Source organism: Kitasatospora sp. NPDC085464 (assembly GCF_044541955.1).
In the GTDB taxonomy this organism is placed as follows: Bacteria; Actinomycetota; Actinomycetes; order Streptomycetales; family Streptomycetaceae; genus Kitasatospora.
In genome coordinates this window covers 45,844-64,495 of record NZ_JBITTM010000052.1, presented here as the reverse complement: position 1 = coordinate 64,495, position 18,652 = coordinate 45,844, and the positions used below count along the sequence as shown (strand labels likewise).

Sequence of the window (18,652 nt, the reverse complement as noted above, 5' to 3'; positions counted from 1 at the left end):
GGATCGTGCGCGGCCCCACCCGCTCGGCCGGAACCGGCACAGTGCCCTGACGGAACCAGCGGTAAGCGGTATGGGGACTGATCCCCTGCGCTCGCGCCCACTCCGTCAGATTCACGAACGCGATCATAAGCAACCGGATTACGCCCATGCACACTTACGCACAGTCAGGCGTCAACAGTTCGCCACCCCTGTCGCGACCGCCTGCCCGCCCGGGTCTAGCCTGGGCGCATGTTCGTACTGGAGCTGAGCTACACCGCCGAGCTGGAGCGGGTCGACGCGGAACTGCCGCGACACGTCGAATGGCTGAACGCGCACTACGCGGCCGGCACCTTCCTCGCCTCCGGGCGCAAGGTGCCGCGCGAGGGCGGGGTGATCCTGGCGGTGGGGGAGGACCGGGCCGCGATCGAGGCGCTGGTGGCCACCGACCCGTTCGTGATCGCCGGGGTGTGCGCCTACCGGGTCACCGAGTTCCTCGCGACCACCACCGCCCCCGCCCTGGAGGACTACCGCCAGCAGCTGCCGGGCTGAGCGGCAAGACTTCACCGGACCGCCGTGCCCCGGACCGCCCGCCGCGGTTCGGGGCACCGTCGTCTTCTGGCTACGATCGGTGAGCACGGGGCCAGGGGCCCGCGGAACGTGGAACGTGGAACCGGACGCAAGTCGGAACTGGCGGGAGAAGACGGATGGCACACGCACGGGCCGGGCAGCCGGCGCAGCCCGGTGACCTGGTGGACGTGGCGCGGCTGGTGACGGCCTACTACGCGCTGCACCCGGACCCGCAGGAGCCCGGGCAGCGGGTGGCGTTCGGGACCTCCGGGCACCGCGGCTCCTCGCTGGACGCGGCGTTCAACGAGGACCACATCGCCGCGACCACCCAGGCGATCTGCGAGTACCGCGCCGAACAGGGCGTGGCCGGGCCGCTGTTCCTCGGCGCCGACACCCACGCCCTCTCCGAGCCGGCGAAGGTCACCGCCCTGGAGGTCCTCGCCGCCAACGGCGTGCACGTGCTGATCGACGCCGCCGACGGCTACACCCCCACCCCGGCGGTCTCGCACGCGATCCTCGCCCACAACCGGCGCAGCCCCCGCGCGCTGGCCGACGGCATCGTGGTCACCCCCTCGCACAACCCGCCGCGCGACGGCGGCTTCAAGTACAACCCGCCCAGCGGCGGGCCGGCCGGGTCCGAGGCCACCGGCCGGATCCAGGACCGCGCCAACGAGCTGATCCGCGAGGGCCTGCGCGGCGTCAAGAAGGTCCCCTACGCCCGCGCCCTGGCCGCGGCCACCACCGCCCGCCACGACTACCTCACCGCCTACGTGGAGGACCTGCCCTCCGTCCTGGACCTGGACGCGGTGCGGGCGGCGGGCCTGCGCATCGGCGCGGACCCCCTCGGCGGGGCGTCGGTGGCCTACTGGGCGCGCATCGCCGACACGCACCGCCTGGACCTGACCGTCGTCAACCCGCTCACCGACCCGACCTGGCGCTTCATGACCCTGGACTGGGACGGGAAGATCCGCATGGACTGCTCCTCCCCGTCCGCGATGGCCTCCCTCATCACCCGCCGCGCCGAGTACGCCATCGCCACCGGCAACGACGCCGACGCCGACCGGCACGGCATCGTCACCCCCGACGGCGGCCTGATGAACCCCAACCACTACCTGGCGGTGGCCGTCGACTACCTCTACCGCCACCGCGCCGAGTGGCCCGCCGACGCGGGCGTCGGCAAGACCCTCGTCTCCTCCTCCATGCTCGACCGCGTCGCCGCCGACCTCGGCCGCACCCTGGTGGAGGTCCCGGTCGGCTTCAAGTGGTTCGTCGACGGCCTGCTGGAGGGCTCGATCGGCTTCGGCGGCGAGGAGAGCGCCGGCGCCTCCTTCCTGCGCCGCGACGGCGGGGTGTGGACCACCGACAAGGACGGCATCCTGCTCGCCCTCCTCGCCTCCGAGATCACCGCCGTCACCGGCACCACCCCCAGCGCCCGCTACGGCGAACTGACCGAGCGCCACGGCGCCCCCGCCTACGCCCGCGTCGACGCCCCCGCCGACCGCGAGCAGAAGGCCCGCCTGGCCCGGCTGTCCCCCGAACGCGTCGGCGCCGGCGAACTCGCCGGAGAGAAGATCACCGCCGTCCTCGCCAACGCCCCCGGCAACGGCGCCGCGATCGGCGGCATCAAGGTCTGCACCGACAACGCCTGGTTCGCCGCCCGCCCCTCGGGCACCGAGGACGTCTACAAGATCTACGCCGAGTCCTTCCACGGCCCCGACCACCTCGCCCGGGTCCAGGACGAGGCCCGCGCCCTGGTCGGCGAGGTCCTCGGGAACTGACGGCCCCTCCCGCACGGCCCCTCCCATGCGGCCGCCCCCGGCACGGGGCGGCCGTGCCGGGGGCGGTGCGGGGGCGCTGCGTCCTACTTCTCCTCCGGCTCCCAGGCGCGGAGCAGGTCCAGCAGCCCCGCGTCCCCGTCGACGCGCAGGGACTCGGCCTTGATGCGGTCGTACAGGTAGAGGACCAGCTCACTGGCCGTGCCGTGGACGGAGGCGCCGGCCGCGTCCACGACCTCGTCGGCGTCCTCGCCGGCCGAGGCAGCGGGCGCGGGGATGCCGGTGATGCGCGCGCCGTCGCCGTCGACCGTCAGGCGCCAGGAGAGGCCCTCGGCGGCGTGGAAGTCGAAGGCCGTGGGCTTGTGCGGCCAGGCACTCGGCGTGGCGCAGACGGTGAACAGGAACTCCTCCACACCGTCGAGCGCCAGCTCCACCGGCAGCGGCTGCGGGTCGCCCCCGGCGAGCTGGGCGTCGTACGTGTGCACCGCGCTCTCCTGGACCCGGTGCCGGGCGACACCGCCGGAGGTCTGCGGCGACTGCGACGCGGGCCACCACGTCCAGCAACCGCCCTCCGGTCCCGCCTCGCGCAGGGCGTCCAGCAGAAGCTGCGTCGACGCGTCCAGCCAGGCCAGCAGCGCCTCACGCTCCCGCGGCACCTCCAGAGCGGCGCGCGCGGCGGCGGCCTCGGCCGGGGGAGCGTCGGCAGGCCCCGCGCCGACGATGGCGGCCCAGAAACGGTCCCCCCCACCCAGGTGCTTCACCAGATCGAACAGCGTCCACCCGGGGCAGGACGGCACCGGCGCGTCGAGACCGGGCGCGGCGGCGACCGTGGCACGGAAGGCGGTCGACCGTTCGTCGATCAGGCGCAGCAGCTCGGGGAACTCAAGATTCTTTTCCACGCCGGATGTCTTATCACCGCACTCCGATGATCGGACAGCGATTATTCACAGGCGCCGCCGGTCGGCCGGTTGCGGACGCCGTCCCCGCCTCCCACCGCCCGGGTGGAAGCCGCGCACTACCGCTGCGAGGACGCCGGGGTGACGGCACGCCAGGCTTCCTGCCGGCGCGGTCCTTCGGCCTCGTCGCGCGTGGTCGCCGCCGCCACCGCGCACGCCGCCGCCGCCAGCACCGCCGCCGCCAGCGGGAACCACCGCCCGCCCAGCACCGCGACCGCCGCCGAACCCGCCGCACCCCCGGCCGCCGTCCCCAGGTACAGCGCACTGCTGTTCAACGAGATCAGCAGCGGCGCGTTCCCCGGATCGATCGACGCCAGCCGGTGCGGCAGCGCCACCGACACCGCCCACCCCGCCAGCGGCACCACCGCCGCGTACACCAGCGCCCCCGGCATGCTGCGCCCCAGCCACGGCAGGGCCGCGAACGCGCACGCCGCCACGGCCGAGCCGGCCAGCAGCACCCGCCGCACCCCCGCCCGGTCCACCAGGCGCCCGCCCAGCCAGCTGCCGGCCACCGACATCACGCCGGTCGTCAGCAGGATCACGCTGAGGCGCTCCGCGTCGCCGCCGGTGGCCCCGGAGACGGCGGTGGCCAGGTAGATGTAGACGCTCTGGAACGCGAGGAAGAACACCAGGGTGGTGCCCGCCGCGCCCAGCACCCGGCGCTTGCCCAGCGGCGCCAGCCGGGCCCGCAGGGTGGGGGCGGCGGCGGGTGCGGGCGGCAGGCCGCGCAGCAGCGCCGCCAGGCCCGCCAGTGCGGCCAGGCCGAGCGCGGTCACCAGCCACATGGTCAGCCGCCAGTCGGCGCGCCCCACCCAGGTGCCCAGCGGCACCCCGAGGGCGGTGGCCACCGTCATCCCGCCGAGTACGGTCGCCAGCGCCCGTCCGCGCCGCTCGGGGGCGACCAGGGTGGTGGCCACCGCGTTGGCGGTGGGCGTGTAGAGGGCGGCGCCGGCCGCCGCCGGCACCCGGGTGGCCAGCAGCAGGCCGTAGGTGGGGGCGAGCGCGCTGAGCGCGTTGGCCGCGCTGAACACCGCGAGCGCGGTCAGCAGCAGGCGCCGGCGCGGCCAGCGGGCGGTGAGCGTGGCCAGGACCGGGGCCAGCAGCGCGTAGCCGAGCGCGAAGACGGTGACCAGCTGGCCGGCGGCCGGCACCGACACCCCCAGGTCGGCGGAGACCGGGCCGAGGATGCCGGCGACGACCATCGAGTCGGTGCCCACGGCGAAGGTGCCGAGGGCGAGCAGGAGCAGACGTACGGGCACGGGCGGGCCCTCCGGGGCAGAATGGTTGGATGGACGTGCAACAGTTTGACGCTCGCCAAACATTCGGGGATTGGTGGATGATTGTCAAACCATTCATTCCCCCGCCGTTCCCCGCACCCCGGAGGCCGAGCGCGATGAGCGCCACGAGAACCGCGAGAGCCACCAGCGCCGAGCGCACCGAGAAGGCCGACGGTGCCGTGGGTGCCGTGGGTGCTGCGGGTGCCGTGGGCGAGGGCGAGCGGCTGCCCCAGCCCGCCACCGCCGACATCGACCTCGTCACCGTCCTGCACGCCCTCGGCGACCCGGTCCGCCTCACCCTGCTGCTCAGCTACGCCGACGACGCCGAACACTCCTGCGACCCCCGCGGCCTGGGCCTGGAGCACCTGCACAAGTCGACGGTCTCCCACCACATGCGCGTGCTGCGCGAAGCCGGCATCACCACCACCCGCGTCGCCGGCCGCAACCGCTTCGTCCGCCTGCGCCGCGCCGACCTCGACACCCGCTTCCCCGGACTGCTCGACGCCCTCCTGGCAGCCGCCTCCACACACCCCGGGGAAGCAGGAGCCGCCCCCTAGCGGGGGGCCGGGCCCGGTCCGGGGGCACGCGTAGGGTCCGGGAGCGGAAACGGAAGCGGAAGCGGGAAGGACGGATCGTGCCGATCAGGGGTGTGCTCTTCGACGTCGACGACACCTTGTTCGACTACTCGGGGTCGGAGGAGGCCGGCATCCTCGCCCGACTGCGGGAGCTGGGCCTGGCGGAGCGCTTCTCCGGGCCCGCGGCGGCGGTGGCGCTGTGGCGGGACGTCACGCAGGAGCAGTACGCGCGTTTCCTCGCCGGGGAGCTGACCTTCGCGGGCCAGCAGCGCGAGCGCGTCCGGCAGTTCCTGGCCCGCCTCGGGCAGGAGGGCGCCGAGCGGCTGCCGGACGAGCGGGCGGCGGCCTGGTTCGCCGGGTACGCGGCCCACCGCGACGCCGCCCGGGCCGCGTTCCCGGACGCCGCCCCGGTGCTGGCCGCGCTCGCGCCCACCCACCGGCTGGGGATCGTCTCCAACTCCTCGCTGGGCCACCAGCGCGGCAAGCTCCGGGCGGTCGGACTGCTGGGCCACTTCGGCGACGAGGTGCTGGTCTGCTCCGACGAGCACGGCGAGGCCAAGCCCGCCCCGGGGATCTTCCGGGCCGGGTGCGAGCGGCTGGGACTGGAGCCGTACGAGGTCGCCTACGTGGGGGACCGGTACGACCTGGACGCGCTCGGCGCCCGCGACGCCGGCCTGCACGCCTTCTGGCTCGACCGCGCCGCCGGCGGCGCCCCGGTGGCGCCGGGCATCCGCGTCCTGCACTCCCTCGCGGCCCTGCCCGCCGCCCTGGGCGGGCACTGACCCGCCGGGCCCGGGAGCAGGAAGTCGGCCCGGCCGACTTCCTGCTCGCCTGCTTACCTGCTCGCCTGCTCGCCCGTTCGTTCCCCGGTCCGCCGGGGTGTCAGCCGGCGATCCCGAGCAGCTCGCGGCAGCCGTCCGTCAGCCCGGTGACGGCCACCGGGGTCTGCGCGTGGCGGGCCCAGTCCTCGCGCGACAGGCGCAGGCGCAGGGACTGCACCACCTGCCCGTCCAGCACGTCGCGCTCGATGCCGTCCTCGCGGTAGCCGAGCTTGCGGGACACCGCGAGGGAGGACAGGTTGTCCGTGAACGACAGCGACGTCGCGAACTGCCCGCCCAGCTCGGCGAAGAGCAGGTGGAGCATCGCGGCGCGCATCTCGGTGCCGAAGCCCCGTCCCTGGTGCTCCAGGCCGATCCAGGAACCGGAGACGACCTCGCGCCGGATCCCGAACTCCTTGGCCCGCACGTCCTGGATGCCCACCGGGCGCCCCTCGTGGAAGGCGACCAGGTTCAGCGCCCACTCCTGCGGCGTCCACCGCCCCAGACGCCGCCAGTGCATCTGCGCCACGTGCCGGGCGCGTTCGGCGGGCGGCAGCTCGCCCCAGGGGAACAGGAACGGGCGGGCGTGCGGCGGGTGGATGCCACGGGCGGCGAGATCGGCCACCTCCGCCAGTTCGTCCTCGGTGGGCAGCCGCAGCTCCAGGCGGGGCGAGATCACGCGCAGCCCGATCAGGGGCCAATGGTCGATGAGCATCGGAACAGTCTGCCCGGCCGCCCCCTGCGTCCGCACCGGAGTTTCCCGCGCCCTCACCACGCCACCCCTGCGGTGACCTGCCGTCATGCCCGCGCGTGCACACGCCGGTAGGGGCCGGTACGGGCTGGGCCGGGGCCCCGGGGTCGGGGCTACTCCTCGAACCGGACGACCAGGCGGACGTGGTCGTCGCCGTGGACCTCGGCGAGGGTGCGCATGACGTTCCACACCGGCCGCCAGCTGCCGTCGGCGGGCACGGCGTCGCGGCGCCGGTCGCGTTCGGCGCGGAAGACGGTGGTGCCGACGTCCCAGGTGGTGCCCTCGGCCCACAGGTCGCCGATGCGGTCGGGGTCGACGCTGCGGGTGTCGATGCCGCTGGCCCGGGCGAAGCCGCGGCTCCAGTCGTCGCGGTGCCGGAGCGTCAGGGTGCCGTCCGGGTGGCGGCGGTAGCGGGCGATGGTGGTCGCCCGGGGCAGCGCCGGCTCGTCCCAGTCGACGGCCGGCACCTCGTCCCAGGCGAGCCAGGTAGCGCCGAACGCCGCCTCGCCCCACGAGGCGTGCTCGGCGCGGGTGCGCTGCGACACGTCGGCGGGCAGCCCCCGCCCGGCGCTGACCGGCCGCCAGCGCCCGCCGGGGTCGCGGACGCCGAAGAGGCAGGCGAAGGCCGGGTAGTCCCGGGTCATGCCGAGCAGGGAGAGCTCGACGGCGCCGTGCCAGGCCTTCGCACCGGTGTCGTCCCACGTGCGGCATTCCACGAATCCCCGGATGTCCGTCCCCATGGGGGCTGATTGTGCCCGGCGGCGGCCGGCGCGCCCGTACCGGGCCCTGCCCTGCGGCCGCCTCACCGCGGCACCCGCAGCGCCCGCAGCGCCCGGGGGGCCCGGCCCCTCACCGGCCGCCGCGGGCGCAGCCGGCGGCGGTGACCTCGCGCGCGGCGGCGGCGACGGCGCGGAAGTCCTTCTTCAGGATCGCGCCGTGACTGCTCGCCACCTTGGCGCTGATCCCGATGTGCGGGTTGCGGGCGGCCACCGCCGTCAGGCTCGCGCGGATGCGCTCCTGCTCGTCGCCGCGGCTGCCCAGCGACGACCCCGAGGCGACCACGTACCGCGTGGGCACGGCGACGGCGTCCAGCACGGGGGCCAGCGCGCGCTCACGGGCGACCCGGCCCAGCTCGATGTTGCACTGCGCCATCTCCTCGCCGTTCATCCGCGGGGTCAGGCCGGTGGGCCGCAGCAGCGGCAGGAACCGGCCCCACCTGCGGAACTGTTCGCGGATGCGCTGCTCCATGGCGTCGTCGAGCCAGTCGTGCGGCTGCGCGCCGTCGACCAGGACCGCGCCCAGGGCGCGCCGCGGGTTGCGGCTCGCCCAGTGCGCGGCGACGAACGCCCCGTAGGACCAGCCGATCACCAGGGCCCGGTCCACGCCCCGGGCGGCGAGGACGGCGTCGATGTCGCGCACGCACGCTTCGAAGGAGTAGTCGGCGGAGCGCCCGGACGTGCGGCCGCGGGCGCGCTCGTCGAAGGTGATGTGCCGGTAGCCGTCGCCGAGTTCGGCGATGACGCGCTTCCAGTAGCCCTGGGTGGCGAACTGGCCGTTGCAGTAGAGGACGGGGGTGCCGCTACCGCCGGTGTCGGTGACGGCGAGGGCGGTGTCGTCGACGGGGACCGTGCCGCTCCAGGCGGACGGGCGGGCGGTCGTCTCGGTGCTCATGGGGTGCCTTCCTGCGGGCCGTCGGGGGAGGGGAGGAGGAGGGGATCAGAGGCTGCGGGCGGTGATGTCGCCCTGGGCGGTGGTGGCGCGGATGTCGAGGGTGGTGGTGCCGTCGTTGCGCAGGGCGTTGGTGATGCGGCCGTGGCCGGTGGAGGCGTCCAGGGCGGCGGAGGCGCCGGGGGCGGTGTCGACGGTGATGTCGCCGAGTTGGGTGCTGAGGGCGAGGGTGCCGCGGTGGGCTTCGGTGATGCGGATGTCGCCGCGGGCGGTGCTGATCTCGGCGGGGCCGGTGAGGCGGCCGATCTCGACGTCGCCGTCGACGGCGGTGAGGCGCACGCTCGCGGCCTCGTCGATCTCGATCCGGCGGTGGGCGCCGTCGAAGGCGAGGTCGCCGAGGCGGCCGGTGGTGTGCAGCGCGCAGGCCTCGGTCCTGGCCTCGACGCGGGAGCCGGCCGGCAGGTGGACGATGACCTCGACGCCGCCGGCGCCGAGCAGCGGGTTGTCGGCCGGGGCGCTGCGGACCGTCAGCACGCCGTCGGCGTAGGAGACGGCGGTGCGCTCGGCGGTGCGGGCGTCGCGGTTCCTGCCGGGGTCGGCGGGGCGGACCTCGACGGTGGTGTCGGCGCGGTCGGCGGCGACCAGCCGTACGAGACCGGCGGGGACGTCCAGGACGGCGGTGATCGCGGCGGGGGTGTCGAAGGTCTGCATCGTGGTCTCCGGTGTTCGGTCGCGGTGTGCGCCGCTCGCGGTGTGCGTCGCGGTGCCCGGCCGGGGGTGTCCCGGTCGGTGTTTCTGACATCGGAAACGCTACGTTGCTTTCCATGAACCAGCAATGCTGTCGTTGCATCAGAATGCCATCGCTGCAGGTGAAGTGCGGGAAAGTGTTGCAACGGTTCTGTCGGTAACGCAACGACATGAGACTTGTTCATTGCAATGGGTGAGAAGTGAACGCTATGGTGGGGATCAAGGACCACCACGAGGCACCACCGAGGAGACCGCGATGCCGGGAGGCCGACTCACCCAGCACGAACGCCAGCAGATCGCGCTGGGACTGGCCGACAGCCTCCCCTACGCCGAGATCGCCCGACGCCTGGAGCGCCCGACCTCGACCGTCACGCGCGAGGTGATGCGCAACGGCGGCCCCACCTCCTACCGCGCCGACCTGGCCCACCGCGCCACCGAACGCCGCGCCCACCGGCGCAAGCCCGCCGCCTCCCACGGCCCGGACACCGCCGCCCGGCCGCAGGGCCGCGACACCGAGGCCCTGGCCGACTACGAGGAGACGCTCACCACCGTCCTCATGGGCTCGGGCCTGTCCCGGATGACGGCCCGCGTCCTGACCTGCCTGTTCACCACCGACGCGGGCAGCCTCACCGCCTCCGAACTCGCCAGGCGCCTGCAGGTCAGCCCGGCCTCCATCTCCAAGGCGATCGCCTTCCTGGAGAGCCAGAGCCTGGTGCGCCGCGAACGCGACGAACGCCGCCGCGACCGCTACATCGTCGACGACGAACTCTTCTACCAGGCGACCGTCGCCAGCGCCCGCGCCAACGACCAGCTCGTCGCCACCGCCCGCCAGGGCGCCGCGATCCTGGGCGCCGACACCCCCGCCGCCCACCGCCTGGAGAACGTCGCCCGCTTCCTCGACTTCATCAGCGAGAGCATCATCCGCGCCGCCGAACAGGCCCGCGCCGTCCTGCACACCAGGCCCGCCCCCGTTCCCGGCGCCACCGCCGGCAACGACACGGCCGGCGCGGCCCCGGGCGGCGCCGCCGCCGTCAAGGGCCAGGGCGCCGCCGCGCGGTGATCACCCGTCGGGCCGCTCCCGGAAGCCGTCCAGGAGCCGGTGCGCGTACGCGTCCCGCGCACCGAGCTCCCGCACCACCCGACGGGCCTGCGCCGCCCGGCCCGTCCCACCCAGCAGCCGCACGAGCCGGTACAGGGCGCCGCCGTCCCCGGCCGCCGCGCGCTCGCGCAGCTGCGCCGCCATCCCGCGCTCGCGCAGCGCCCGGTCGAGCCTGCGGCGCGCGTGGACGTCCCCGCCGTTCCCGCCGGCCCCGTCGGCGAGGACGGCGAGCTCGGCGAGGCGCCCGGCGCGGGCCAACAGGTCCAGGTGCCACAGGTGGTGGGCGTGGGCGAGGTGGTCGGGGGAGTAGCAGACGGCCCGCGCGGCCACCAGGGCGATCGCCGTCTCCCAGTCCTCCCGCTGCTCCGCCTCCAGGGCCCGCGCGTACCGGTCGTCGGGCGGGGCGCTCACGTGGCCGGCGGCAGGTGGCGGGCCGCCGCGAGCCGGGCGACGTCGCGCAGACGGGCGAAGTAGGCGGCGCAGTACGCCTCGTCGATCCGGGGCACGACCCGGGAGAGGTCGGCGATGCACTGCCACAGGACGGCGATGCCGTCGTCGTCGAGTCCGCCCTTCAGCTCCCGGTGGACGAGCCCGGCGACGTACACGTCCAGGAGGACCAGGTCGGCGCCGTCGACGTCCACCCCGCGGAAGCTCGCCGGGAACGGGGCCCGGGTGTACTCCTGCCACTGTCGGGCGAGGTGCTCCAGGTGCCCGCCCGGGCCGTGCCCCGCCGGCGAGGACCTGTTCCAGGGCCAGCAGGGCGTGCGTGACGGCGACGGTGGCGAACTCGTACCGGAAGGAGGAGTGCCGGACGAGCTCGCGGGAGGTGTCCAGCGCGCTCGTCACGGACATCGGCGCGCCCTCGGGCAGCACCAGGTCGGCGACCAGGGCGTGCATGGCGGCGTAGTCGGGCACGACGGTGTGCATGCGCAGGTCCGGTACGGCGGTGTCCACCCGGGCAGTCTCGCGGCCCGAAGCCCGCCCCTGCCACCGGTTTTGCCCGCGGGCCCACCCGCAGCCGGGCCCGGCCGCCCACCCTCGCCGGGCGCAGCCGTGCCCGGCGGCCGTGCTACGACTGCCGGGGGCGCAGCAGGGGCAGCGGGCGCAGGTGCGGCCAGCGGGCGAGCATGGCCCGGCGGACGTCCGCCGCGAGCAGCCCGAGGGCGCGCAGCCCGCCGCCACCGTCACCGCTGCCACCGCGACCGCCGCCGGCCCCGTCGGCGGTCAGCCGGGCGACGACGTCGAGGCGGTGGGCGAGCCGCTGGCGGGCGGTGGCCGTGCCCCAGGTCCAGTCCTGCTCCACGGCCCTGGCCAGGTGGTCGACGGTGCCGCGTTCGGCCCGCTGGACCAGCGCGTCGCCCCGCAGCAGCCAGCCCGCGCACGCGTCGCTGAGGTCGTCCCCGGCCTCGGTGCCCGTCGCGGCGCGCCACGCGGCGCGGTAGGCGGCCTCCGCCTCGTCCAGCAGGGCGGCGGGCGGGGCGGTGGAGCACCAGCAGGTCGGGAACCCGATGCGCAGGTAGGCGAGTTCGACCAGGCCGCTGCCGAGCGAGGCCTGCTCGAAGTCGACGAACCGCACGCCGTCGCCGGTGTGCAGGTCGTTGCCGGGGCAGGGGTCGCCGTGCAGCAGCGCGTGGCCCGGTGCGGTGCGCAGACGTGCCGTCAGGGCGTCCAGTTCGGCCCGTACGGCGGGTGCCGCCGGGACGCCGAGGGCGGCGGCCAGGGCGAGGAAGGAGTCGGTGTCGCCCGGGCCGGGGGCCGGCCAGGCGGGCAGCGCGCCGCCAGCGTCGGCGGGGCCGGTGGCGGCGTGCAGGCGGGCCAGGGCCGCGGCGTAGTCCACCACCCAGTCCTCGGCGGGCGGCCGGTGCTCCAGGTACTCCAGGACCAGGACCCGCCGGACGGGGTCGGTGCCCAGCAGCCGCGGCACCACGGGCGGCTCCACCCGGGCGGCGAGGGCCAGCGCGGACGCCTCGCGGGCGTAGCGCTCGTCGGCCTCCGGGGCGTCGACCAGCTGCTTGACCACCACCGGCGCGCCGGACAGCTCCGCCCGCCACACCCGCGACCGCGGGCTGCTCTCCAGCAGGCGGGCCCGGCGGGGCGTGCCGAGAGCGGCTCGCAGTTCCTCTCCGAACGGCAGTGTCGACTTCATGGCCCCATCCTGGCACAGGAGTGAACGGGGGTTCCCGTGAAGCGAGTTGGCGCCGGAGCCGCTTCGTACGGTCAGGCCGGCTGCCACAGTTCGATGCGGTTGCCCTCCGGGTCGGTGACCCAGCCGAAGCGGCCGACGCCCGCCATGTCCTGCGTCTGCTCGGCGACCTGCGCCCCCTTGGCGCGCAGCTGCGCGAGCATCGCGTCCAGGTCGCGGACCCGGAAGTTGAGCATGGCCTGCTGGGCGGGGGAGCCGAAGTAGTCGGTGTCGGCGTCGAACGGCGCGAACACCGTCGGCCCGCCCTCCTGGCGCCACAGCCCGTTCACGTCGGCGTCCAGCCCCAGGCAGTCGCGGTACCACGCGCCGAGCGCCGCCGGGTCGGCGGACCGCAGGAAGTACCCGCCGATTCCAAGCACACGTTCCATGCCGCCCCATCCTGCCAGCCCGCGGGCCGTACGGACGGGCGGGCGCGCCCGGACCCGCATCTGGCGGTGTATCAGCCCCCTGATATAACGTAGAACCCTCACAGTCCATGACCCGGGGGGAGCCAGGGAGGCGATCACCATGACCGACCACAGCACCGACCACAGCACCGACCCGGCGGGCGGCGCGGCCCCGGCGGCCCCGGCTCCGGCCGACCCCCGCGACCCCCGCGACCGCCTCGGCCACGCCATCAAACGCGCCGAACAGGCCCTCATCGGCGAGAAGACCCGCGCACTGCGCACCGTGGACCTGACGGTGCCCCAGTACGTCACCCTGCTCCTCCTCCAGCAGTCCACCGGCATGTCCGGCGCCCAGCTCGCCCGCGGGTGCATGGTCACCCCGCAGACCATGACCACGGTCCTGGCCAACCTGGAGACCAAGGGCCTGATCACCCGTGAGACCTCCAGCGTCCACCGGAAGGTCCTGGTGGCCAGGCTCACCCGCTCCGGCCACGCGCTGACCAGGAAGGCCGACGCCCTGGCCCGCGGCGTCGAACAGCGCCTCACCGACGCCCTCGACCCGGCCGAACAGGCCCAGCTGCGCGACCTCCTGGACCGCTCCACCGCCGCCCTGCGCGGCACCGACCGAGGCGCCGACCGAGGCACCGACCACGGCAGCGACTGAGCGTCCACCCGCCACCACCCGTCCGCCACCGCCCACCCGAGGAAGCCCCGATGACCGACCGCCCCGCCCCCTTCGGCCCCGCAACCGCCCCGGGCACCGTCCTGGTGCTGGTCGACCTCCAGCAGTGGATCGTCGACCGCCCCTCCGCGCCGCTGGCCGGCGCCGACGTCGTACGCAGCGCCGCCCGCCTGAAGACCGCCTTCGAGGACGCCGGCCGGCCCGTCGTCCTGGTCCGCTACGCCCGCCTCGACGGCAGCGACGGCGGCCCGGACTCCGTGTTCAACCGCTTCGCGCCCGAGGTCGCCGCCCGCCCCGGCAACGAGGTCGTCACCAAGTACGGCATCGACGCCTTCGAGGGCACCGACCTCGCCGAGCGCCTGCGCCGCCTCGGCGCCGCCCGCCTCGTCATCGCGGGCATCACCACCGAGTACGGCGTCGGCGAGACCGTGCGCACCGCCCTCACCCTCGGCCACCCCGTCGCCGTCCCCGAGGACGCCGTCACCGCGCTCGCCGCCCCCGCCCACACCGCCGCCCTCCACGCGCTGCGCGGCCTGGGCGCCACCGTCACCACCACCGACACCCTCCTGGCCACCGCCCGCAACTGACGGGGCGTCGCGTCGCAGGGCCGCGGAAAACCCGTCGCGCGCGCATCCGGCGCCTTGGTGGGATGACGGGCATGAACTCCCACCGGGCCCCCGCCCCCGCCCCTGTTCCCGTGTCCCTCTCCGTCCCCGTCCACGTCCGTGACCTGACGCCCGCCGACCTGCCGGCCTGCACCTGGTCGGGATCCGCGACCCACCTGCGCCAGGTCGCACGGGAGTTGGAACGGGCGGCGGCCGGCGAGGTGGACTACCTCGCCGTGTGCACCGGCACCGGCCTGCCCGTGGCGACCGGCGGCGTCGACTACCGCAGCGTCCCCGGCGCGGGCACGCTGTGGCAGCTCGCCGTGCTCCCGGCCCTGCAGTCCCACGGGCTCGGCTCGCTGCTCGTGCGCTGCGCCGAGGAGCGCATCCGCGCCCGGGGCCTCGGGCGGGCCGAACTCGGCGTGGAGGACGACAACCCGCGGGCCCGCGCCCTGTACGAGCGGCTCGGCTACACGGCGTTCGACCGGCGGCCCGACGCCTGGGACGAGGAGGCGCCCGACGGCTCCATCCGCCGCCGCGAGACCATGTGCACGATCATGCGCAAGGACCTGCCGTAGCGGACACCGGCCCGGCCCCGGGCCCGCCGGTTCAGGGCCGTGTCACCGTCACCTGCACGGTGTCCTGCCCGGGGTCGGCGGTGAGCTGGAGCAGCCGGGCGCCGGGCGCGGACACGACGGCGGCGCCCCGGCTCTCCACCCGGTAGCCGTCGGGGAAGAGGGACTGCGGCAGGAACACCCCGGTGCGGGCGCCGGCGGCGAACGGCGCGCCGGAGTCGGCGCGGCGGGTGCTGTAGCCGAGGGTGAACGTCCCGGTGGTGGTGTCGTACCGCCACTGCTGCGGGGTGCCGGCGACCGCCTGCGGATACGGCCGGACGATCGCCGGGTCGATCAGGTTCGGGCCGGTCGGCGGTTCCTGGGAGTGCCCCGGCGTCTGGTCCTGCGCCAGGGACCAGAACATCCAGGACGCCGTGTTCTCGTCGAACCGGTCGGTGAGGCGGGTCAGCCTCGCCGCGTCCGTCGTCGCGCCGAACTCGGTCACCACCCCGACGGCGCCGTCGGCGGCGGCGCGCTCCAGCCCGTTGGTCACACAGGTGTCGACCGGGCCGAAGCAGTAGTCGTGGAAGCTCAGCCCCGCGTCCGGGTCGCCGGTCGGGTTCGGCACGAAGTCCGGTGTGCCGAAGTCGTTGGTCAGGGACGGCTCGTAGAACAGGAGGTGGCGGCGGTCGACCCCGCGGATCGCCGTCATGGCCTTCGCCTCGAACGGCGCCGGCACACCGCGCTCGAAGGCGGGGCAGCCGTCCGGGAAGCACGTCGGGTAGTCCCAGCCGGGCCACGGCTCGTTGATCAGGTCGTAGCCCAGCACGGACGGCCCCGGCGGCGCGCGACCAGCGTGGGGCGACGCGCGGGCCCCCCGAGGGCCGGGGACGGGAAGCGCCGGTCATACCCGCGCGGGCATGGCCCCATAGCCGTATTGGTCTTGGAAAACACCGACCCGCCGGCCATAGCGTCGAGGGAGTTCGCACACGAGTCCACAGCGAAGGGAATCCACCATGCCCGCCGACCGGAACACCAGCAGGCGCCTGACGGCCAACCGGCTCCTCGCCGCCACGCTGGCCACCGCCGCGATCGCCGTCGCCGCAGGGGGAACCGCGGACGCCGACACCCCGCGCAGGAGCCACGTCGAGGTCCTCGAACTCAAGGTCCGCAACGACCAGTACCAGGCCGTGGACCTCGCCCCCGCCGGGCCCAGCCTGGGCGACCTCGACGTCTACTCCGGCACCGCCCTCAAGGACGGCCGCAGCGTCGGCCGCGGCGGCGGATCGTGCCAGGTCATTTATGCCGACGGCGCCGACGTCACCGCGCAGTGCCTGCTCACCATGGAAGTCGAGGGCGGCTCCCTGACGATGCAGTCCCTCTGGACGAAGGGATCGACCGCCCCGCTCGACATGGCCGTCACCGGCGGCACGGGCACCTACGCCGGCGCCCGCGGCACCATGCGCTTCTGGGACATCGGCACGCCCGACGAGAGGGCACGGGCCGAGATCCAGCGCTGACCCACGACCCGGCCCGCGAGAGGATCAGGCAGCGGCGCGGGCAGCGGATCACGCGACCGGCGAGAGCTGTTCACGCACCCAACCGGGATCGGGGTTGGTGTGCGCCCGGCCCGCCACGAAGACCGTCGGCACCGTCTCGTTGCCGTCGTTCACCGCCCGCACGGCCGCCGCCTCGGGATCGCGCCGGATGTCGACCCAGTGCAGTCGGCCGGCACTGCGCCCCAGCCGCAACCGCAGGCAGTACGTGCACCGTTCCTAAACAGTGTCCAGGAGTGACATTCGCTGCCGGCTCCCGGAACTGCGCGCATCCCGAACGGTGTTGGATGCGCTGGGTTCCCGCGTTCGCTGTTCCCCGATCCGACTGCGTGCATCGTGTGCACGCTCCGTGACGGGTGGGCGGGTTCCCTCGCGCCCTCGATCACCCGGTCCGGCCTGGGCGGTCCGATGCCCACGACGATCACTCCGGTCGTCGTGGGGCGGTGCCGTCCGTCGCCGGATCGGGTACCCGAGGGCGCGTCGCCCGATCGCGACGCTCGCTGCGTCGTGTCGGGACATCTTTCGCTTGTTGCCGGTCAGGGGCTTGCGCCAGTGCTGATCGCCCCAGATCGACGTGTACGCCGGGTCGACGGCGACGATCGACAGGCCGCGCTCGGCCGCCATGGAGACGAGCCGGGCCCTGAGCTTGCCGGTGGGGATGCCGGAGACGAGCTGACGGAACCGCTTCTTACGGCCGTGCTGCTCGCGGGTCTTCTCGGCGGTGAAGTCCAGGTTCTCGATACCGATGGCCTTGACGCCGCACCGGCCTGACCAGTGCAGCAGTTGGCTGACGGCGTGCCGGATCTGCGCGTCGCGATGGTCGGCGGCGCCGGACAGGTCGTAGAAGAAGCGGCGCGGGTCGCCGACGGGGTTGCCGTGCCGGTCGAGGCGGTAGGCGGCGAAGTGGTCCGCGTTGGTGTCCACGCCGACCATGCCCTCAGCACGGGCCGACTCCAGCGGCACGGTCTTGACTACGGGCTTGGTCCACGAGGCAGTGAGGTACCAGCGGCCCCGTTCCACGTCCAGGTGGACGCGGTAGGCGACAGCCCGGTTGGCTCCGATGCGGTCGCGCCACTCCGCACCCCGGTGCCGGAAGGCCACCTTGCAGGCGAGGACGTACCGGCCGCGTGGGGCGTTCGCGTGGTGGGCGAGCGGTGCGGGCAGCTTGATGCCGACCTCACCGTCCGGGGTGACGCGGACCGTCTCGTTCCCGTACCGCTTGCCGGTCTCTCCGTCAGCGGCGAGGAACCACCGCTCGGCTTCCCACCGCCGGCGCCACTGCGGCTCGGTGAGCTGCGCCTGTTCGAGGTTGTGACGGTTGCCCAGCAGGCGCCGGCCGCCGCGCACGACGTGCACGACACCGGCCTCCCGCTCAGCACGAGTGTCATCGAGGCGGTGTTCCAGCGTCGCCAGGCGGCGGGACTTGTGGAACCACTCGCCCTTGCTGCGGTATCCGCCGGGAGCCCGCTTGGTGCCCTTCTCCCCGACCGGCTGGGCCAGGCGGTGCATCAGCGTGCGGACGCCGGCCTCAAGGCCCTGGATGTGGGCGAGCTGGCAGCGACGGGACAGTGCCCACTGATCGTGGGTGGCCTTCGTGATCGCCCCGGCCCACCGGGACGAGGAGTCGGCGGTCAGGCCCTGCTTGCGGGCCGCCCACGAATCCGAGGTGTGGTCCAGGCCGTCAGCGCACCGGTTCTTCAGGTCCAGGCAGGCGAGGTGTCCGAGGTGTTCGCCGACCAGGCGCAACACCTTGTCGTCCTCGGGCGTGAGGTGCTTGAGGCGGTCGCGTATCGCCACACCGGAGGGACCGAGCGCGACGAACGGCTCCTCGATCGTGCGGAGCTGCTTCTTCTTCGACTCAGTCATCGGCAGCCGCCGCTTCAAGCGCCTTCCTCGCCCGGTTCTTCGCCGACCGGCGGCCGTACAGGCGGGCACAGAACGATGTCAGCACCTCGACCATGTCGCGGACCAGGTCGTCTTCGACCTCACCGTCATCGAGCACCACCAGGCGGCGCCCGGTCGCGGACAGGGCCGCTTCGATCAGTTCGACGTTCATGCGGCCGAGCCGGTCTTGGTGCTCGACCACGACCGTGGTCACCTTCGGGTCGGCCAGCAGCCGCCTCGCCTTCGCACGGCAGCCGTTCATGCCCGAGGCGATCTCGGACTCGACCCGGACGACCTTGTGACCGGCCTTCGCTGCCCACGCCGACAACCGTGCGGTCTGCCGCTCCAGGTCACCCTTCTGATCGCGGGAGGAGACGCGGGCGTACAAGCCCACACCGCCGGTCACGGTGGGTGAGGTGTTCGCGTCGATGTTCACCAGGATCGTGCGCGGCCCCACTCGTTCCGCAGGGACCGGCAACGTGCCCTCACGGAACCAGCGGTACGCAGTACGCGGGGCGACCCCCTGTGCGCGTGCCCACTCCGTCAGGTTCACACGCAAGAACATACACA

General features: G+C 74.5%; 22 protein-coding genes and 2 pseudogenes. 9 read left to right on the top strand and 15 right to left on the bottom strand.

Annotated elements, in window-relative coordinates; translation table 11 throughout:
* Positions 1-115 (bottom strand): annotated as a pseudogene (locus ACIGG8_RS35020) (IS607 family transposase); the annotation flags it as partial.
* 113 nt (positions 116-228) lie between these two features.
* Here ACIGG8_RS35020 and ACIGG8_RS35015 point away from each other — a divergent pair.
* Entirely contained in the window at positions 229-528 is a 300-nt protein-coding gene (locus tag ACIGG8_RS35015) for a YciI family protein (RefSeq protein WP_396552664.1), read from the top strand.
* 155 nt (positions 529-683) lie between these two features.
* Complete coding sequence (pgm, locus tag ACIGG8_RS35010) at positions 684-2,324, top strand: phosphoglucomutase (alpha-D-glucose-1,6-bisphosphate-dependent) (RefSeq protein ID WP_396552663.1); 1,641 nt, start codon at positions 684-686, stop codon at positions 2,322-2,324.
* An 83-nt stretch (positions 2,325-2,407) separates the two neighbouring features.
* Here pgm and ACIGG8_RS35005 read toward each other — a convergent pair whose 3' ends face one another.
* Together ACIGG8_RS35005 and ACIGG8_RS35000 are read right to left on the bottom strand one after the other, a co-directional pair.
* On the bottom strand, positions 2,408-3,220 hold the full coding sequence (locus tag ACIGG8_RS35005) for a maleylpyruvate isomerase family mycothiol-dependent enzyme (RefSeq protein WP_396552662.1): 813 nt from the start codon (positions 3,218-3,220) through the stop codon (positions 2,408-2,410).
* Positions 3,221-3,336: 116 nt separating this feature from the next.
* Positions 3,337-4,536 (bottom strand): MFS transporter, encoded by a 1,200-nt coding sequence (locus ACIGG8_RS35000; RefSeq protein ID WP_396552661.1) that lies wholly within the window; start codon positions 4,534-4,536, stop codon positions 3,337-3,339.
* A gap of 134 nt (positions 4,537-4,670) precedes the next feature.
* Between ACIGG8_RS35000 and ACIGG8_RS34995 the strand changes: the two genes are divergently transcribed.
* Positions 4,671-5,111, top strand: a complete 441-nt coding sequence (locus tag ACIGG8_RS34995) for an ArsR/SmtB family transcription factor (protein WP_396552660.1) — start codon at positions 4,671-4,673, stop codon at positions 5,109-5,111.
* Positions 5,112-5,188: 77 nt separating this feature from the next.
* Positions 5,189-5,911, top strand: coding sequence for an HAD family hydrolase (locus tag ACIGG8_RS34990; protein WP_396552659.1), 723 nt, complete (start codon positions 5,189-5,191; stop codon positions 5,909-5,911).
* Positions 5,912-6,011: 100 nt separating this feature from the next.
* Here ACIGG8_RS34990 and ACIGG8_RS34985 read toward each other — a convergent pair whose 3' ends face one another.
* From ACIGG8_RS34985 to ACIGG8_RS34970, 4 genes are all read right to left on the bottom strand, one after another.
* Complete coding sequence (locus ACIGG8_RS34985; protein WP_396552658.1) at positions 6,012-6,662, bottom strand: GNAT family N-acetyltransferase; 651 nt, start codon at positions 6,660-6,662, stop codon at positions 6,012-6,014.
* 149 nt (positions 6,663-6,811) lie between these two features.
* Positions 6,812-7,438: a hypothetical protein gene (locus tag ACIGG8_RS34980; RefSeq protein WP_396552657.1), complete on the bottom strand. Its 627-nt coding sequence runs from the start codon at positions 7,436-7,438 to the stop codon at positions 6,812-6,814.
* Between the two features lie 109 nt (positions 7,439-7,547).
* Positions 7,548-8,369 (bottom strand): alpha/beta fold hydrolase, encoded by an 822-nt coding sequence (locus ACIGG8_RS34975; RefSeq protein WP_396552656.1) that lies wholly within the window; start codon positions 8,367-8,369, stop codon positions 7,548-7,550.
* A gap of 45 nt (positions 8,370-8,414) precedes the next feature.
* Positions 8,415-9,077, bottom strand: coding sequence for a DUF4097 family beta strand repeat-containing protein (locus tag ACIGG8_RS34970; protein ID WP_396552655.1), 663 nt, complete (start codon positions 9,075-9,077; stop codon positions 8,415-8,417).
* Positions 9,078-9,369: 292 nt separating this feature from the next.
* Here ACIGG8_RS34970 and ACIGG8_RS34965 point away from each other — a divergent pair, with 292 nt between their 5' ends.
* Positions 9,370-10,173 carry a helix-turn-helix domain-containing protein gene (locus tag ACIGG8_RS34965; protein WP_396552654.1) on the top strand — a complete coding sequence of 268 codons (804 nt, stop codon included), beginning with the start codon at positions 9,370-9,372 and terminating at the stop codon, positions 10,171-10,173.
* Here ACIGG8_RS34965 and ACIGG8_RS34960 read toward each other — a convergent pair whose 3' ends face one another.
* From ACIGG8_RS34960 to ACIGG8_RS34945, 4 genes are all read right to left on the bottom strand, one after another.
* Positions 10,174-10,623: a hypothetical protein gene (locus ACIGG8_RS34960; RefSeq protein ID WP_396552653.1), complete on the bottom strand. Its 450-nt coding sequence runs from the start codon at positions 10,621-10,623 to the stop codon at positions 10,174-10,176. It lies immediately after the preceding gene.
* A complete protein-coding gene (locus tag ACIGG8_RS34955) occupies positions 10,620-10,853 on the bottom strand; it encodes a hypothetical protein (RefSeq protein ID WP_396552652.1) in 234 nt (77 codons plus the stop codon). Before ACIGG8_RS34955 ends, ACIGG8_RS34960 begins: the two co-directional genes overlap by 4 nt.
* A gap of 428 nt (positions 10,854-11,281) precedes the next feature.
* Positions 11,282-12,358, bottom strand: a complete 1,077-nt coding sequence (locus tag ACIGG8_RS34950) for an aminoglycoside phosphotransferase family protein (RefSeq protein ID WP_396552651.1) — start codon at positions 12,356-12,358, stop codon at positions 11,282-11,284.
* Between the two features lie 71 nt (positions 12,359-12,429).
* Entirely contained in the window at positions 12,430-12,783 is a 354-nt protein-coding gene (locus ACIGG8_RS34945; RefSeq protein WP_396552650.1) for a VOC family protein, read from the bottom strand.
* 139 nt (positions 12,784-12,922) lie between these two features.
* Between ACIGG8_RS34945 and ACIGG8_RS34940 the strand changes: the two genes are divergently transcribed.
* The 3 genes from ACIGG8_RS34940 (at position 12,923) to ACIGG8_RS34930 (ending at position 14,666) form a co-directional block, all read left to right on the top strand.
* Positions 12,923-13,465, top strand: a complete 543-nt coding sequence (locus ACIGG8_RS34940; RefSeq protein WP_396552649.1) for a MarR family winged helix-turn-helix transcriptional regulator — start codon at positions 12,923-12,925, stop codon at positions 13,463-13,465.
* Between the two features lie 50 nt (positions 13,466-13,515).
* Complete coding sequence (locus ACIGG8_RS34935; protein ID WP_396552648.1) at positions 13,516-14,070, top strand: cysteine hydrolase family protein; 555 nt, start codon at positions 13,516-13,518, stop codon at positions 14,068-14,070.
* Between the two features lie 71 nt (positions 14,071-14,141).
* Positions 14,142-14,666 (top strand): GNAT family N-acetyltransferase, encoded by a 525-nt coding sequence (locus ACIGG8_RS34930; RefSeq protein WP_396552647.1) that lies wholly within the window; start codon positions 14,142-14,144, stop codon positions 14,664-14,666.
* A 31-nt stretch (positions 14,667-14,697) separates the two neighbouring features.
* On the opposite strand, the gene ACIGG8_RS34925 is transcribed toward ACIGG8_RS34930, so the two are convergent.
* Positions 14,698-15,471, bottom strand: a complete 774-nt coding sequence (locus ACIGG8_RS34925) for a cellulase family glycosylhydrolase (RefSeq protein ID WP_396552646.1) — start codon at positions 15,469-15,471, stop codon at positions 14,698-14,700.
* A 187-nt stretch (positions 15,472-15,658) separates the two neighbouring features.
* Here ACIGG8_RS34925 and ACIGG8_RS34920 point away from each other — a divergent pair, with 187 nt between their 5' ends.
* Positions 15,659-16,162 (top strand): hypothetical protein, encoded by a 504-nt coding sequence (locus ACIGG8_RS34920; protein ID WP_396552645.1) that lies wholly within the window; start codon positions 15,659-15,661, stop codon positions 16,160-16,162.
* Positions 16,163-16,210: 48 nt separating this feature from the next.
* Here the strand turns inward: ACIGG8_RS34920 and ACIGG8_RS34915 are convergent.
* The 3 genes and pseudogenes from ACIGG8_RS34915 to ACIGG8_RS34905 all read right to left on the bottom strand — a co-directional run.
* A pseudogene (locus ACIGG8_RS34915) lies at positions 16,211-16,411 on the bottom strand (hypothetical protein); the annotation flags it as partial.
* A 6-nt stretch (positions 16,412-16,417) separates the two neighbouring features.
* Positions 16,418-18,064, bottom strand: coding sequence for an IS200/IS605 family accessory protein TnpB-related protein (locus ACIGG8_RS34910; RefSeq protein ID WP_396552644.1), 1,647 nt, complete (start codon positions 18,062-18,064; stop codon positions 16,418-16,420).
* A complete protein-coding gene (locus tag ACIGG8_RS34905; protein WP_396552643.1) occupies positions 18,057-18,635 on the bottom strand; it encodes an IS607 family transposase in 579 nt (192 codons plus the stop codon). Before ACIGG8_RS34905 ends, ACIGG8_RS34910 begins: the two co-directional genes overlap by 8 nt.
* Between the last annotated feature and the right edge of the window lie 17 nt (positions 18,636-18,652).

Bases quoted from the DNA above. Each gene is read 5' to 3' on its own strand.
- ACIGG8_RS34980 (WP_396552657.1), bottom strand. From the start codon at position 7,438: ATGGGGACGGACATCCGGGGATTCGTGGAATGCCGCACGTGGGACGAC.
- pgm (WP_396552663.1), top strand. From the start codon at position 684: ATGGCACACGCACGGGCCGGGCAGCCGGCGCAGCCCGGTGACCTGGTG.
- ACIGG8_RS34950 (WP_396552651.1), bottom strand. From the start codon at position 12,358: ATGAAGTCGACACTGCCGTTCGGAGAGGAACTGCGAGCCGCTCTCGGC.
- ACIGG8_RS34975 (WP_396552656.1), bottom strand. From the start codon at position 8,369: ATGAGCACCGAGACGACCGCCCGCCCGTCCGCCTGGAGCGGCACGGTC.
- ACIGG8_RS34935 (WP_396552648.1), top strand. From the start codon at position 13,516: ATGACCGACCGCCCCGCCCCCTTCGGCCCCGCAACCGCCCCGGGCACC.
- ACIGG8_RS34945 (WP_396552650.1), bottom strand. From the start codon at position 12,783: ATGGAACGTGTGCTTGGAATCGGCGGGTACTTCCTGCGGTCCGCCGAC.
- ACIGG8_RS34985 (WP_396552658.1), bottom strand. From the start codon at position 6,662: ATGCTCATCGACCATTGGCCCCTGATCGGGCTGCGCGTGATCTCGCCC.
- ACIGG8_RS34930 (WP_396552647.1), top strand. From the start codon at position 14,142: ATGAACTCCCACCGGGCCCCCGCCCCCGCCCCTGTTCCCGTGTCCCTC.
- ACIGG8_RS34970 (WP_396552655.1), bottom strand. From the start codon at position 9,077: ATGCAGACCTTCGACACCCCCGCCGCGATCACCGCCGTCCTGGACGTC.
- ACIGG8_RS34940 (WP_396552649.1), top strand. From the start codon at position 12,923: ATGACCGACCACAGCACCGACCACAGCACCGACCCGGCGGGCGGCGCG.
- ACIGG8_RS34965 (WP_396552654.1), top strand. From the start codon at position 9,370: ATGCCGGGAGGCCGACTCACCCAGCACGAACGCCAGCAGATCGCGCTG.
- ACIGG8_RS34995 (WP_396552660.1), top strand. From the start codon at position 4,671: ATGAGCGCCACGAGAACCGCGAGAGCCACCAGCGCCGAGCGCACCGAG.
- ACIGG8_RS34920 (WP_396552645.1), top strand. From the start codon at position 15,659: ATGCCCGCCGACCGGAACACCAGCAGGCGCCTGACGGCCAACCGGCTC.
- ACIGG8_RS35015 (WP_396552664.1), top strand. From the start codon at position 229: ATGTTCGTACTGGAGCTGAGCTACACCGCCGAGCTGGAGCGGGTCGAC.
- ACIGG8_RS34910 (WP_396552644.1), bottom strand. From the start codon at position 18,064: ATGACTGAGTCGAAGAAGAAGCAGCTCCGCACGATCGAGGAGCCGTTC.